Source organism: Streptomyces sp. NPDC059861 (genome assembly GCF_042731435.1).
GTDB lineage: Bacteria > Actinomycetota > Actinomycetes > Streptomycetales > Streptomycetaceae > Streptomyces.
In genome coordinates, this window is sequence record NZ_JBHWJQ010000047.1 from 25,874 (window position 1) to 39,166 (window position 13,293).

A 13,293-nucleotide genomic window follows, 5' to 3' on the forward strand; every position below is an offset into this window, starting at 1 on the left:
GTCATATGCACGACACGGTCCAGTTGCTGGCGGACGCCCCCGCTCAACTGCTCCCGGCCAGATCGCTGATGGCCTTCACCCTCGCCTCCCACATCATCCTGGTGCCCCTGGGCGTGGCGCTGCCGCTGATCACGCTCATCATGCACGGCTACGGGCTGCGCCGCGGCGACGCGACCGCCCTGTTGCTGGCGCGGCGGTGGTCGGCGGTCATGGCCGTGCAGTTCGCGATCGGTGTCGTCACCGGCACGGTGCTGTCCTTCGAGTTCGGGCTGCTGTGGCCGGGCCTGATGGGCCGGTGGGGCGATGTCTTCGGCATCGGATTCGGGGTCGAGGCATGGGCCTTCTTCCTGGAGGCCGTCCTCATCGCCATCTATCTGTACGGCTGGCGACGGCTGCCCGCCCGCACCCACTTCCTGCTCGGGCTGCCCCTGCCGGCCGCGGCCCTGCTCGGTGCCTTCGGGATCCTGGCCGCCAACTCCTGGATGAACACCCCGCGGGGCTTCACCCTCGACGCGGTGGGCAACCCGGTGGACGTGAGGATCTGGAAGGCGATCTTCACGCCCATGTTCGGCCCCCAGTACTGGCACTTCGTCGTGGCGATGCTCCTGACCGCCGGCTACGTCGTGGCCGGCGTCTACGCGGTCGGCTGGCTGCGCGGCCGCCGTGACCGCTACCACCGGCTCGGCTTCACGATCCCCTTCACGGTCGCCGCGGTGTTCACACCGGTGCAGTTCGTGCTGGGCGACTCCATCGCCCGGCAGGTGTTCCAGAAGCAGCCGGTGAAGTTCGCCGCCATGGAGATCGTCTGGAAGACCGACACGCATGTCCCCGAGTACCTCTTCGGCCGGCTGCATCCGGACGGGACCGTCTCCGGCGGCATCAAGGTCCCGCAACTCGACTCCATCCTCGCCGGGTTCAGCCCGGACACCAGGGTGACCGGGCTGACCTCCGTCCCCGCCGACCAGCGGCCGAACCCCACCCAGGCGACCATCGCCCACTGGGCCTTCGACATCATGGTCGGCATCGGCTCCCTGCTGGCGCTGCTCGCCCTCTGGTACGGCCTGGTGTGGCTGCGCCGCCGCAGGCTGCCCGCCTCGCCGTGGTTCTACCGGGGTGCCGCCGTGGCCGGGGTCGCCTCCGTCGTCGCCGTGGAATGCGGCTGGATCACCACCGAGGTGGGCCGCCAGCCGTGGATCGTCTACGAGAACATGCGGGTCGCCGAAGCGGTGACCTCGACGCGCTCCACCAGCCTGTGGATCATGTTCGGCCTCGTCGTCGTGGTCTACGTCTTCATCTTCGCCTCGTTCCTCGCGGTGCTGCTCCGGATGCGCACTCACTGGCGGCTCTCGGACGAGGCGGGCGGGACAGGGGCGTCGGCGCGGACACCGGAGACGGACACCCCCTACGGACCGCGCTCCACGATTCCGGCAGGGAGCGCCGCCGGGCCCGGCGGCGACGGAACCGCCACGTCGCCGGGAGAGCGTCCGTGATCGCCGGTGTCATCGCCGTCGTACTGCTGCTCGCCGTCGCCGCCTACGCCTGCGCCGGGGGCACCGACTACGGCGCGGGATTCTGGGACCTGACCGCGGGCGGAGCGGAGCGCGGCAAGCGCCCCCGCCGGCTGATCGACCACGCCATGGCCCCCGTGTGGGAGGTCAACAACGTCTGGCTGATCTTCGTGCTGGTCATCATGTGGACCGGCTTTCCCGTCCTCTTCCAACAGGTGTTCACCGCGATGTGGCTGCCGCTGGCGCTGGCCGCCGTCGGCACCGTGCTGCGCGGCGCAGGTTTCGCCCTGCGCAAGCCCGCCCGGCGACTGGCCGGGCGGCGCCTGTACGGCGCGATCTTCGCCGTCGCCTCCCTTATGACGCCGTTCTTCCTCGGCGCCGCGGCGGGGGGAGTGGCGTCGGGCCGGGTGGCGGCCGGGACGACGGCGTCGGCGGACGCCTGGTCCAACCCCACCTCCGTGCTCTTCGGCCTGCTCGCCGTGGCGACCACGGCCCTGCTCGGGGCGGTGTTCCTGGCCGCGGACGCCCGGCGGTTCGAGACGCCCGACCTGGACGGTTACTTCCGCCGGCGGGCCCTGGGCGCCCTGGCCGTCGTCGCCGTGCTCGCCGTGATCACCCTGGCGGTCACCCATCAGGACGCGCCCTACGTCTGGCACGGGCTCACGCACGGCGTGGGGCTCTTCTTCGTCGTCCTGGCGGCGCTGGCCACACTCCTCACCGCCTGGCTGCTGATCCGTCCCTCCGGCGCCTGGTCCCGGGTCGCGGCGGTCGGTGTGGTCGCGTCGGCCGTCCTCGCCTGGGGGACGGCGCAGCGCCCGTACCTCGTCCCGACCTCCCTGACCGTCGCCGACGGCGCGGGCGCGCACACCTCACTGCGCTGGCTGGGCCTCGTCACCCTCGTCGCGGTGGTGCTCATCCTCCCGGCGGTCGCCCTGCTGTACTGGCTGGACACCCGCGGGGAGTTGGAGGGCCTCACCGACGCCGACCTGCGGCGCGGTGGTGCCGGTGACGAGGGCTGAGCCCGCGGTGCCGCCAAGTGCGTCCCGAGGGGCGGGAACACCGTGACGGAGGACGAGATCCTGCTGGGCCTCGGCCTGACCGTGGCCCTGGCCGTCGGATCCCAGATCCTCGCGAGCCGGCTGCGGATCCCGGCCCTGATCGTGCTGCTGCCGGTCGGCTTCGCCGCCGGGGCCCTCACCGACGTCGTCCACCCCGAGCAGCTCGTGGGGGACGACTTCTCCGCCCTGGTGTCGCTGTCGGTGGCGCTCATCCTCTACGACGCCGGGCTGGCGCTGGACCTGCGCCGCCTCGAGGGCGCGACGCGCAACGTCGTCCTGCGGCTGCTGCTGTGCGGCGCGTTCCTCACGTGGGCGGCCGTCCTCGGGCTCGGGCCGGTCCTGTTCGGTCTGCCGTCGGCCGCGGCCAGCATGGTCGGCGTGATCCTCGTGGTGTCCGGACCGACCGTCGTCGGCCCCCTGCTGGAGCATGTCCGCCCCTCGGACAAGGTGCGGCGCGTGCTGTTGTGGGAGGGGTCCCTCATCGACCCCGTCGGGGGCATCCTCGGCGCCGTCGTCTTCCACTCCCTGCTCGCGGGCGGGCTGCAGACCGGTCACTTCCGGGTGGGCGTGTTCTTCGGCGGCATCGCCATCGGACTCGTGGGAGGAGTGGCGGGCGCCGTGCTGCTCTGGCTCACCCTCCGGCTGCTCCGCCTCGGTGAGACGCTCGGCACGCTCGCACAGTTCGCCACCGTGGTCGTCGTGGCCGCGGGCTGCGACCTCGCGTACGACGACACCGGGCTGATCGCCGCGATCGTGACCGGCCTCGTCGTCGCGAACGTGCCCGGCTTCGACATGCCCGCACGCAGGCCGTTCTTCGAGACGCTCGTGCAGCTGATCATCGGTCTGCTGTTCGTCTCCATCTCGGCCACGGTGACGCCGATGTCCCTCGCCCCGGTGCTGCTGCCGGCGCTCGCCCTCGTCGCGGTGCTCGTCCTGGTGGTGCGGCCCCTGGTCGCCCTGCTGTCCACCATGAGGACGGACCTCACCACCGGTGAACGTGCCTTCGTCGGGTGGATGGCACCGCGTGGCATCGTCGCCGCCTCCACCGCGACGACCTTCTCCGCCTCCCTCACCACGGCGGGACTGCGTGGTGCCGACCGGATCCTCCCCATCACGTTCCTGGTGATCGTCGGCACGGTCGTGTTCTACGCGCTGACCGCCGGTCCCATGGCCGCCCGGCTGGGCGTCGTGCGGCCCTCGCGCGCCCGGCCGCTGCTGGTGGGCGGCGCCCCCTGGGCCGTCGATCTGGCCCGGTCGCTGCGCGCCGCCGGAGTCGGTGTGCTGATGTGGGCGGGGGCCGCCGAGGAGCGCGGCCGGATCAAGGACGCGGGGATCGAACTGGCCGCAGGGGAGTTCATGGCCGTGGCCACCGAGCCGGAGACCCGCCTGGAGGGGGTCACGTCGGTCTACCTGCTCACGGACGACGACGACTTCAACGCGCTCGCCTCGGTCGTCATGCGGGACGCTGTCGACGGCCCGGTCCACCGGGTCGGCCCGCCCCCGGACAGCGAGGGCGTGGTCGCCCCGTACACCGCCGGCGACACCGTCTTCGGGCCGCGGCTCCCCCGTCACGCCCTGACGACGCGTCACCAGCAGGGTGCCGCGTTCCACGTGCGGTCCGCGACGGTGCCACCCCCGCCGGGGTACGAGCCCTTGTTCGTCGTCCGGCGTGACGGCCGGCTGGAACCGGTCACCGGGGCCGTGCCGGCCGACGCCGGGGAGGGCGACGCGCTGGTGCTCCTGGGGCCCGCGCGGACGCCCACCGGCTGAAGGGGGGCGCGGCCGGCTACGTCCGGCACAGGGACGCGTTCAGGGTGATCGCCGCGTCGATCAGGGCGAGGTGGGTGAACGCCTGCGGAAAGTTGCCCAGTTGGCGGCCTGTCGGATCGATCTCCTCCGAGTACAGGCCCAGGTGGTTGGCGTATCCCAGCATCTTCTCGAACACCAGGCGCGCCTGCTCGGTCCGCCCCGCGCGGGCCAGCGCGTCGACGTACATGAAGGTGCACAGCGAGAACGTTCCCTCCGAGCCGCGCAGCCCGTCGGGCGAGGCCTCGGGGTTGTAGCGGTAGACCAGGCTGTCGCTGACCAGTTCGTCCTCCATGGCGTCGAGGGTCGACGTCCACAGCGGGTCCCCGGGCGTGATGAACCCGACCGTCGCCATGCGCAGCAGCGAGGAGTCGAGCACGTCGCTGCCGTAGTGCTGGACGAAGGCCTGACGTCCCTCGCTCCATCCCTTGGCCATGACCTGCTCGTAGATCTCGTCCCGTGTGCCGCTCCAGCGTGCGGCCGAGGAGGGCCGGCCGGTCGCCTCGGCGAGCCGCAGGGCACGGTCGAAGGCCACCCACGACATCACGCGGCCGTACGTGAAGTCCTGCCGGCCGCCGCGCGTCTCCCACAGGCCCTCTTCGCCCCTGTCCCAGTGGTCGGACACCCAGTCGAGGTCCGTCAGCAGCGCGTTCCAGCCGCGGTGCCCCACCTGGAGACCGTGCCGGTGGGCGAAGTAGATGCTGTCCAGCGCCTCGCCGTAGATGTCCAGCTGGAGTTGGGTGGCGGCGCCGTTGCCGATCCGCACCGGCGCGGAAGCCGCGTAGCCCTCCCAATGGCCGAGGGTCTCCTCGTCCAGGTCGGAGGAGCCGTCCACCTTGTACATGATGTTCAGCGGACCGGTGTCGCTGTCCCGGCCGGCCCGTTCCTTGACTCGGTCGCCGATCCACTGGATGAACGCCCGGGCCTCGTCGGTGAAGCCCAGCCCCAGCAGGGCGTACACCGAGAAGGACGCGTCACGGATCCAGGTGAACCGGTAGTCCCAGTTGCGCTCGCCGCCCAGTTGCTCGGGGAGCGCCGCCGTCGGGGCGGCCACCAGCGCGCCGCTGGGAGCGTACGTCATCAACTTGAGCGTGATCGCGGAACGTTCCACGACCTCTCGCCAGCGCCCCGAGTACTGCGACTGCCGCAGCCAGGAGCGCCAGAACAGGACGGTGTCGTCGTGGAGTTGCTGGTACTCGGTGAGGCGCATCTCGCGGGGCGGCCCGGCGGCGGCCGACTCCAGCACCAGTCCGCGCTGCTGCCCGGCCTGCAGGGTCAGCTTGAGGTGCAGGTCGTTCTGCCGGTCCATGAGGATGTCCAGCAGCCGCTCGTCCTCCGGTTCGCGGATGGGGTGCACGGTGAGTTCCGTGCCGTCCTCCGCGGCGAACACCGCGCCCTGCTCGGTGAGGTGCAGCCGGTGGGGGGTGCGCCCGTAGTCGAAGCGCGGGGAGATGCCGATCTCGAACGTCATGCTGCCGCGCACACAGCGGACCATGCGCACCAGCCGGTGGCTCGCCGCGGCCGTCTTGCCGGTCACGGGCATGAAGTCGATCACCTCACCGGCCCCGGCCTCGGTCATGAACCGGGTGATGAGGATCGCCGTGTCGGGGAAGTACAACTGCTTCGTCGCGTACGTCGTGTGCAGCGGCCGGACGGTGCATTCGCCGCCCCTGTCCTTGTCGAGGAGCGCGCCGAAGACGCTGGGCGAGTCGAAACGCGGGACGCAGAGCCAGTCGACGGTCCCGTGGGTCGTCACCAGCGCCGCGGTCTGGAGATCGCCGATGAGCCCGTGATCCTCGATCAGGGGGTAGTCGTCCATCGGGGCGGCCCCTTCCGGTGTGCGATTCACCCGAATGCGCCCCCCGGATCAGCGTAAGCCGCAGGCACGGGTTCGGCCTGTCGGCCGGGAGCGCCCGGCGGACGGCGATCCCGGCCCGCTACCGCGCTGGCCGCGCGGTGGCACGGCGTGTCGCGCGGTGCCACACGCGGCGTTGCACGCGCAGGGTGAGAATGCCGACGGCCACGAGGACCAGCACGTTGAGCAGCAGCTGGATCAGCGAGCCCCACGCCTGGTGCCAGCCGGCGAAGGCCAGCGAGACGGCGATGTCCGAGGCGGCGGGGATGGTGGTCACCGAGATGAAGACCCCGAGCAGGGCACTGCCGCGCGCCTCGGTGAGCGAGACGATCCCCACGACGCCGGCCAGGAACGCCACGGCGACGGAGAAGATGTTCGGCGTGCCGATGAGATGGGAGACCGGCCGTAGACCCAGCTCGAAGGCCTCGGACTGCAGTCCGGCGCCCCGGGACAGCGCGGCGAAACCCAGCGTGACCACGATGGCGAGCAGGAAACCGAGCGTGAACGCACGTGTCCCCTCCCGGACCCTGCGGCGGTCCCGGCGGTCCAGACCGAGGGCGATGCCCGTGATCGCGTTGTACTCGGGGCCGACCACCATGGCCGCCACGATGAGGATCTGCGAGTTCGTCATGATGCCGACCGCGCCGATGAGCCCGGCGACGACCAGGAACAGGTAGAAGGACGGCGCGTACGTGGCCTCGGCCCGGATGCGCGCGTCCACGGCGGCCCACAGCGGAGTCCGGACCAGCACACCGGGCTGCCCCGCCTCGATCTGCTCCGCCTGCCGCGAGAACATGAGGCCGACGCCGTCCACGGCGATGGACCCGGCACGGTCGACGCCCAGTTCGCGCAGTTCGCCCAGCACGTCGTTCGCGGCGCCCTGCACCACGTCGCATTCCAGGGCGTCGCGGTCCGGCACATGGGCCGACGTGACGACCACGAGGTTGAGCACATGGCTGTTCGCACCGAGCCCATCGACGACCGGCTGGGTGAGGGTGCGCGGCATGACCATGCGGAAGTGGATCAAGTTCATCCGGACACCTCCCGAGGGCGAGGCCTAGGTTCCAGGGCCGTCGGTCCGGCGCGCCGCCCGCTGCCTGTCGCGCTCGGCCACCACCCGCAGCGCCGCCGCCAGGACGTGTCCCGGGCTGCCGGACGCGTCGACGGTCGCGCCCGGCTCGTCGGCCTGCAGCGGTTCCAGCAGGTCCAACTGTGAGTCGAGCAGCCGCGGCGGCATGAAGTGCCCTTTCCGGTGCGCGATCCGCTCCGCGGCCACCGCACGGTCGAGTGCCAGATGGAGAAACCAGACGTCCGCCCCCGTGCGCCGGAACTGGTCCCGGTACTCCCGCTTGAGCGCCGAACAGGTGACGACACCCCCGCGCCCGGTGGCCGCGGCCGACCGGATCCACTCGGTGAGTGCCGCCAGCCAGGGCCGGCGGTCGGCGTCGTCGAGGGGGTGCCCGGACGCCATCTTGGCACGGTTGGCCGCGGGGTGGAGGTCGTCGCCCTCCAGGAACGGCACGCCCAGCTGCTGCGCGAGGCGGGCGCCCACGGTGGACTTCCCGGAGGCCGACACACCCATGACGATCACCACCCGCGCCCTAGGGACCATGTCGGCCAACCAGCCTCCCGCAGTGACACCGGAAACGCCCTTGAGTCCACTATCACCTGATACGTCCGCGCGCGCCGCGCGCGAGCCGGCCGTCGGCCGCCCGTGTCCCCGCAACGGCCGTCTCCGCCGGGCGCATCCGGCGACGCCGACGGATAGTGGTGCCGGGACGACGTCCCAGCCGGCTCTCGCCACGCACAGGAGGTTCGATGGCCGCCAGACGGTCGCTGACCGCGCTCACCGGCGTCGTGGTGCTCTGCCTCGTGGTGACAGCCTGCGAGGATCACGCGCTCGGCACGATCGAGTTGCGTACCGGGCGCGAGACTGTCGAGACCCTCTCGGACCCGTCGGTCGACGGGTGCCACCGCTTCCGTGAAGGGGTGGTGCACGTCAACAATCGAACGCTCAACGACATCATCCTGTACACGACGCCCGACTGCACCGAACCGCGGGGCGGGCAGAGCGTGTACCTGACCACGGGAACATCGGACGACGCGGTCCGCTCCACGGGCCTGTGGCGCAGTTTCTCCGTCGTCCACTGACGTCGCGGACGGACGGCGAGGGCCGGGGCCCGCGGGCCCCGGCCTGGCGGTGCGAAGTGCCCCGCGTCAGTTGAACGGATCCAGCGTCAGGTAGGCCTGCTGTGGGTTGCCGTCGTGGACCAGGGACTCGTGGTTGCCGACGTCGTCGAAGGCGAAGGCGTACGCCTTTCCGTCGGCCATCCGGTCATGGATGATCCGGGCGTAGTGGTTGGTCACCGCGTCCTTGTAGAAGTTGGCCGACGAGGTGTCGGGCTGGTTCGGGTTGGTGAGCAGCGTCGAGCGGTTGAAGCCCGCGCACAGGGTGCGGGAGATGGGCCCGCGCACCTGGTCGTTGGGGGCGTCGAGCAGCCGGTGACAGCCGAAGACGCTGCTCGCGTCGGGCTTCTGGAAGCTGGTGACGACCGCGCCGGCGCTGTTGGTGAAGTTCATGACGCCGCCGGAGACCCGCCCGAAGTACTTCGTGTTCGGCTGGTTGGAGAACGGGGTCACGGTGAGCGTCGTCGTGGCGTACTTCTGCCAGACCCGGTCGATGTAGTCGTTCATGACCGACGCCGGAAGGGCCCCGGTCTCCACCCCGTACAGCGGTGACAGCGCCCGCAGTACCGTGCCGTCCGAGCGGGTCTGGACGAGGCCGCCCCAGCCGCCCGACTGGGCCCGCAGGGCGTTGAACACCCCGGTGTAGCCACCGGCCTTCAGTCGGCCGGTGCTGCCCACGCTGCCGTCGGCGCGCTGCACCCCGACCGAGTACGGCGCCGAGAACATGTCGACCTGCGTGCTGTTGAGCCACAGGCCGGAGTCGTTGAGGGTGTACTCGGACCAGTTGAAGAGGATGTTGCGGTTCGGGTCGCTGGGATTCTGCACGGCCGGCTGCACCAGACCGCCGGTGGTGAGCCGGAAGTCGAGCTTCTGGCCGTACGAGAAGTAGATCCGGCCGGAGAGCTTGGGGATCCGGATCGTCTTGGACTGCCCGGCGGTCGGGCCGGGGATCGACGCGTCCGGTGCCGGGGTGGGCGGGTTGCCGCCGGCCGGCCAGGCGTGGAAGGTGCCGTTGGCGTCGGCCCAGCCCTGCTGACCCGTCGTCAGCGAGGTGCCGAGGGTGTAGACGTACACCGGGTCGCCCCGGCCGGAGCTGTTGGTGATCTTCAGGGGGATCGTGGCGGGCACCGCGGCGTCCGCGGGCGGTGAGGCGCCGAACGTGAGCAGGGCGCCGAGCAGGGTGGACGCCGCGGCTGCCGTGAGGAGCCGGTGTTTGAGGCTTGCGAGCACTCTCCACCTCCGTGCGGGTGTGGGGGGAGTTGGTCCGTACCTGATTTTGAGAGCGCTCTCAGATTTACGCCAGGGCGCGAACATGTCAATGACTCCGACAACAGAAAGGCGGCGCCCGTCTGTTGCGGGCGCCGCCGTGCGTCGTTGCCGAGAGGGGACGGGGTCGGTCGGAAGGCGCGGTTCAGAAGCGGCGGTTCAGAAGCGGCGGTTCAGAAGGTGCGGTCGAGAAGGTCCAGCAGGGCGGCCCAGTGCCGCTTGTCGCCCTCTGCCTGGTACGACGCGGTGTCGGCCTGCGTGAAACCGTGCGGCGCGTCCGGGTAGACCTCGCAGCGGTGCCGTACGCCCGCGGCCGTCAGCGCGTCCTCCAGGCGCTGGACCTGCTCGGGCGGAAGCGACGGGTCGTGGTCGGCGTGGCCGAAGTACAGCTCCGCGGTGACCCGGTCGGCCACCAGATGGGGGCTGTCCGGCGCGTCGGTCGCCAGCTGGGCGCCGTGGAAACCGGCCGCCGCCGCGACCCGCTCCGGATACGCCCCGGCGGTCATCAGCGACAGCCGTGCGCCGAAGCAGTAGCCGGTCACCGCGACCGGGCCGTCCGCCACCTCGGGGAGCTCCGCCAGCCTGCGCAGGTACGCCCCGGCGTCGCGCATCGCCACCTCGGGCGTCAGGGGCTGCATCATCGGCAGGATGTGCTGGAACAGTCCGCCGCGTGACGCGTCGTCGATGAACTCGGGCAACTCGAGTACGGGGGCGCGCCCATGACGGTGGAAGAGGTTCGGCACCAGGACCGTGTAGCCGGCCCCCGCCAGCCGGTCGGCCATCGACTTCAGCTGTGGCCGCAGGCCGAAGGCGTCCATGTAGAACAGGACCCCCGGGTGCGGGCCGCCGTCACCGGGGCGGGTCAGATAGGCGTCGGCGATGCCGTCCTCGGTGGGGATGTCGATGTCCGTTCCCTGTGCGGCTGTCATGGCGGGGCTGCCTCTCTGCGCGTTCGACGACGAGGGGCCCGCCGGTTCGGCGGGCCCGACGGCGGTCATCGTGACACGCGCAGGTAAGAGCCCCGTCGGCCGACCCGCCCGCCTTTGCCGTTTGCCCGGGCTACTCGAACCGGGTGGTGTCACCCGCCCCGCGCCGTACGATCTCGGCCTCGCCCTCCGAGAAGTCGATCACCGTCGTCGGTTCGGTCCCGCAGTCCCCGGAGTCGACCACCCCGTCGAGGACGTGGTCGAGCCGGTCCTTGATCTCCCAGCCCTGCGTCATCGGCTCGTCCTCGTCGGGCAGGAGCAGCGTGCTGGACAGCAGGGGCTCGCCCAGCTCGGCGAGGAGCGCCTGGGTGACGACGTGGTCGGGGATGCGCACCCCGACCGTCTTCTTCTTGGGGTGCTGGAGCATGCGCGGCACCTCCTTCGTCGCGGGCAGGATGAACGTGTAGCTGCCCGGCGTGGAGGCCTTGATCGCGCGGAACACGTCCTTGTCGACCCGCACGAACTGGCCGAGCTGCGCGAAGTCCTGGCACACGAGGGTGAAGTGGTGCCGGTCGTCCAGCCGGCGGATGGACCGGATCCGGTCGGTGCCGTCCTTGCTGCCCAGCCGGCAGCCCAGCGCGTAGCAGGAGTCGGTGGGGTATGCGATGAGCGCCCCCGACCGGACACTGTCGGCGATCTGGGTGATGGTGCGCGGCTGGGGGTTGTCGGGGTGCACGTCGTAGTACTTCGCCATCTGCCGAGCTTATGCCGCGGGAGCGGGCGAGGCCGAACGGGCGGGGCGGGGCGGCGGTCCAGGAGGCCGCGGGGCGACCTCCTGGCTCCGGTGCGTGCGTGAGGCCGCCGCGGCGTGTTCATGGTCCTCGGCGCGCCCACCTCGCTGACCGGCCGCCTCCACGCCGCCGCCCGGCTGACGGGGCGGCGCGCCGTGCGATGCCCGTTCTTCGCCCGTTTCCCCGCCCGCTCGGCCGTCCGTCACGCAAGAGTCGCGGAGCTCCGTGGCCCACCGTGAGGTAAGGTCCCCGACCGGTGTGCCCGGTGCGGGCGCAAAGCGAGGTGAAGGGGCAGGGAGACGACGTGGCCGGGCGAGAGGGCGAGGGCCGTCGCGCGGAGATGGCGGACGGCGCGGACGTGACATGGGCGCAGGAGTTGCTCGACCATCTGCGGCCGTCCGGGCGTGACGTGCGCAAGGTGGTCGCCTGGCTCGCCGGTGCCGCGCAGGCGGACGTGGCGCTCCAGGACGACGCCGGCAACCTCCTGGCCGGCATCCGCACACCCCTCGACGAGGCCCTGGTCGCCGACATCACCACCGGCCGGATCGCCTCCGCCGCGCTCCAGGACCACGACCGCCATCTGCGGCTGGTCCGGGTCGAACTCCCGCACCCCGCCACGGCGGGCGTCCTCGCCGTCGCCCGACCCGCGCCCTTCGACCGGCGCACCGCGGACATCGTCACCCACACCGCCGGGGTGCTCGAACTCCTGCTGCGGGCCCGGGAGACCGCGGCCGCCGGACGCCGGCTGCGGCGCGCCACGTCGGACCTGCGGCTGGCCATCCTGCAGCTTCTGATGGTCGAGGACACCGTCTCCGCCCGCCGGGTCGCCGCCGGGCTCTGGCCCGGCCTCCTCGACACGGACACGGCCTGCGTCTATGTCGCCGAGAGCCGCACCGAGGACCGCGACCGGCTGGCCGAGGAGTGCGTCAGCGCCACGTCGGAGCAGGCCCTCGTCGTGCGCTGCCCGGCCGTCGACGCGCACGTGATCGTCGTGACGCCGGGCGAGGGGGCCGCCGCGGAGCTGCGGGAGCTGGTCGGCGACCGCCCCGGCACCTTCCTCGGCGGCAGCGCCCGGCAGAGCCTCGCCCGGACCGCCACCGCGTACGGCCAGGCCGTCAGTGCCCTCGCCGTCGCGCACTTCCGCCCGGACAGGTCGGCGGTGTACGCCGAACGCACGCACCCCGAACGGCTCATGGACCCGGCCGCCCTGCGCGACTGGGCGGCCCGCGTCCTGCGCCCGCTCGACGCGCTGCCCCACCACACCCGCGCCGAACTCCTCGCCACCACCCGGCTGGGGCTGGAGTTCACAGCCGTCAACGCGGCCGCGGTGCTCGGCGTCAGCCGCAACACCGTCCGCGCCCGGATGGAACGTGCCGAGGGCCTGCTGGGCACCGACCTGTCCGACCTCACCGTCCGGGCCACCGTCCACCTGGCCCTCAACACCCAGGCCGGCCACGCCCAGCTGCCCGACGGCGACGGCGGCGCGGACACCCGGCTGGCCGATCTGCTGGCCGGTCCCGCCCTTCGCACCTGGGCCGGCGAACTGCTGTGCCGCCTGGACACCGACACCCGCAACCTGCGCCGCACACTGCGCACCTGGATCGCGGCCGGGGGCAACTCCGAACGCGCCGCGCAGCTCCTGGGCGTCCACGCGCAGACCGTGCGCGAGCACGTCCGCAGCGCCGAGCCCGTCCTCGAACGGCAGCTTCTGGCCGGGGGCAGTGACCTCTACGAGGTTGTGCTCGCCCACCTGGCGCTCGGTGACCTCGACCAGCCCGACCTGCAGGGGGCGAATTCGGGCCATCCGGACGCACCTGTGCACGGTTGAGTCCTCGCGGCGCCGGAACGGGCATGGACGCGATTCACAAGGAGCCGACCATGCACGTAGGTTCGAGT

General features: G+C 71.9%; 11 protein-coding genes. 5 read left to right on the top strand and 6 right to left on the bottom strand.

Features of this window, described 5'->3' with window-relative positions:
- Positions 1-5 precede the first annotated feature (5 nt).
- From ACFV6X_RS31150 to ACFV6X_RS31160, 3 genes are read left to right on the top strand one after another with little or no spacing between them, the layout of a single operon-like run.
- Positions 6-1,490: a cytochrome ubiquinol oxidase subunit I gene (locus ACFV6X_RS31150; protein WP_385389256.1), complete on the top strand. Its 1,485-nt coding sequence runs from the start codon at positions 6-8 to the stop codon at positions 1,488-1,490.
- The gene (locus ACFV6X_RS31155) at positions 1,487-2,527 is read left to right on the top strand and encodes a cytochrome d ubiquinol oxidase subunit II (RefSeq protein WP_385389258.1); all 1,041 of its coding nucleotides are present in this window, start codon (positions 1,487-1,489) and stop codon (positions 2,525-2,527) included. Before ACFV6X_RS31150 ends, ACFV6X_RS31155 begins: the two co-directional genes overlap by 4 nt.
- A gap of 42 nt (positions 2,528-2,569) precedes the next feature.
- Entirely contained in the window at positions 2,570-4,336 is a 1,767-nt protein-coding gene (locus tag ACFV6X_RS31160; RefSeq protein WP_385389260.1) for a cation:proton antiporter, read from the top strand.
- Positions 4,337-4,352: 16 nt separating this feature from the next.
- Here ACFV6X_RS31160 and ACFV6X_RS31165 read toward each other — a convergent pair whose 3' ends face one another.
- From ACFV6X_RS31165 to ACFV6X_RS31175, 3 genes are all read right to left on the bottom strand, one after another.
- A complete protein-coding gene (locus ACFV6X_RS31165; RefSeq protein WP_385389263.1) occupies positions 4,353-6,191 on the bottom strand; it encodes a glycoside hydrolase family 15 protein in 1,839 nt (612 codons plus the stop codon).
- A gap of 118 nt (positions 6,192-6,309) precedes the next feature.
- The gene (locus tag ACFV6X_RS31170; RefSeq protein WP_385389266.1) at positions 6,310-7,260 is read right to left on the bottom strand and encodes a DUF389 domain-containing protein; all 951 of its coding nucleotides are present in this window, start codon (positions 7,258-7,260) and stop codon (positions 6,310-6,312) included.
- A 24-nt stretch (positions 7,261-7,284) separates the two neighbouring features.
- Positions 7,285-7,839, bottom strand: a complete 555-nt coding sequence (locus tag ACFV6X_RS31175) for a gluconokinase (protein ID WP_385389320.1) — start codon at positions 7,837-7,839, stop codon at positions 7,285-7,287.
- 206 nt (positions 7,840-8,045) lie between these two features.
- On the opposite strand from ACFV6X_RS31175, the gene ACFV6X_RS31180 reads away from it, so the two are divergent.
- A complete protein-coding gene (locus ACFV6X_RS31180; protein WP_385389268.1) occupies positions 8,046-8,378 on the top strand; it encodes a hypothetical protein in 333 nt (110 codons plus the stop codon).
- Between the two features lie 66 nt (positions 8,379-8,444).
- On the opposite strand, the gene ACFV6X_RS31185 is transcribed toward ACFV6X_RS31180, so the two are convergent.
- The 3 genes from ACFV6X_RS31185 to ACFV6X_RS31195 form a co-directional block, all read right to left on the bottom strand.
- A complete protein-coding gene (locus tag ACFV6X_RS31185; protein WP_385389270.1) occupies positions 8,445-9,644 on the bottom strand; it encodes a glycoside hydrolase family 64 protein in 1,200 nt (399 codons plus the stop codon).
- Positions 9,645-9,853: 209 nt separating this feature from the next.
- The gene (locus tag ACFV6X_RS31190; protein ID WP_385389273.1) at positions 9,854-10,609 is read right to left on the bottom strand and encodes a dienelactone hydrolase family protein; all 756 of its coding nucleotides are present in this window, start codon (positions 10,607-10,609) and stop codon (positions 9,854-9,856) included.
- Positions 10,610-10,739: 130 nt separating this feature from the next.
- Positions 10,740-11,360: an L-threonylcarbamoyladenylate synthase gene (locus ACFV6X_RS31195; protein WP_365451216.1), complete on the bottom strand. Its 621-nt coding sequence runs from the start codon at positions 11,358-11,360 to the stop codon at positions 10,740-10,742.
- Positions 11,361-11,701: 341 nt separating this feature from the next.
- Between ACFV6X_RS31195 and ACFV6X_RS31200 the strand changes: the two genes are divergently transcribed.
- On the top strand, positions 11,702-13,225 hold the full coding sequence (locus ACFV6X_RS31200) for a helix-turn-helix domain-containing protein (protein WP_385389276.1): 1,524 nt from the start codon (positions 11,702-11,704) through the stop codon (positions 13,223-13,225).
- The last annotated feature ends 68 nt before the right edge of the window (positions 13,226-13,293 follow it).

Bases quoted from the DNA above. Each gene is read 5' to 3' on its own strand.
- ACFV6X_RS31150 (WP_385389256.1), top strand. From the start codon at position 6: ATGCACGACACGGTCCAGTTGCTGGCGGACGCCCCCGCTCAACTGCTC.
- ACFV6X_RS31165 (WP_385389263.1), bottom strand. From the start codon at position 6,191: ATGGACGACTACCCCCTGATCGAGGATCACGGGCTCATCGGCGATCTC.
- ACFV6X_RS31170 (WP_385389266.1), bottom strand. From the start codon at position 7,260: ATGAACTTGATCCACTTCCGCATGGTCATGCCGCGCACCCTCACCCAG.
- ACFV6X_RS31175 (WP_385389320.1), bottom strand. From the start codon at position 7,839: ATGGTCCCTAGGGCGCGGGTGGTGATCGTCATGGGTGTGTCGGCCTCC.
- ACFV6X_RS31180 (WP_385389268.1), top strand. From the start codon at position 8,046: ATGGCCGCCAGACGGTCGCTGACCGCGCTCACCGGCGTCGTGGTGCTC.
- ACFV6X_RS31190 (WP_385389273.1), bottom strand. From the start codon at position 10,609: ATGACAGCCGCACAGGGAACGGACATCGACATCCCCACCGAGGACGGC.
- ACFV6X_RS31195 (WP_365451216.1), bottom strand. From the start codon at position 11,360: ATGGCGAAGTACTACGACGTGCACCCCGACAACCCCCAGCCGCGCACC.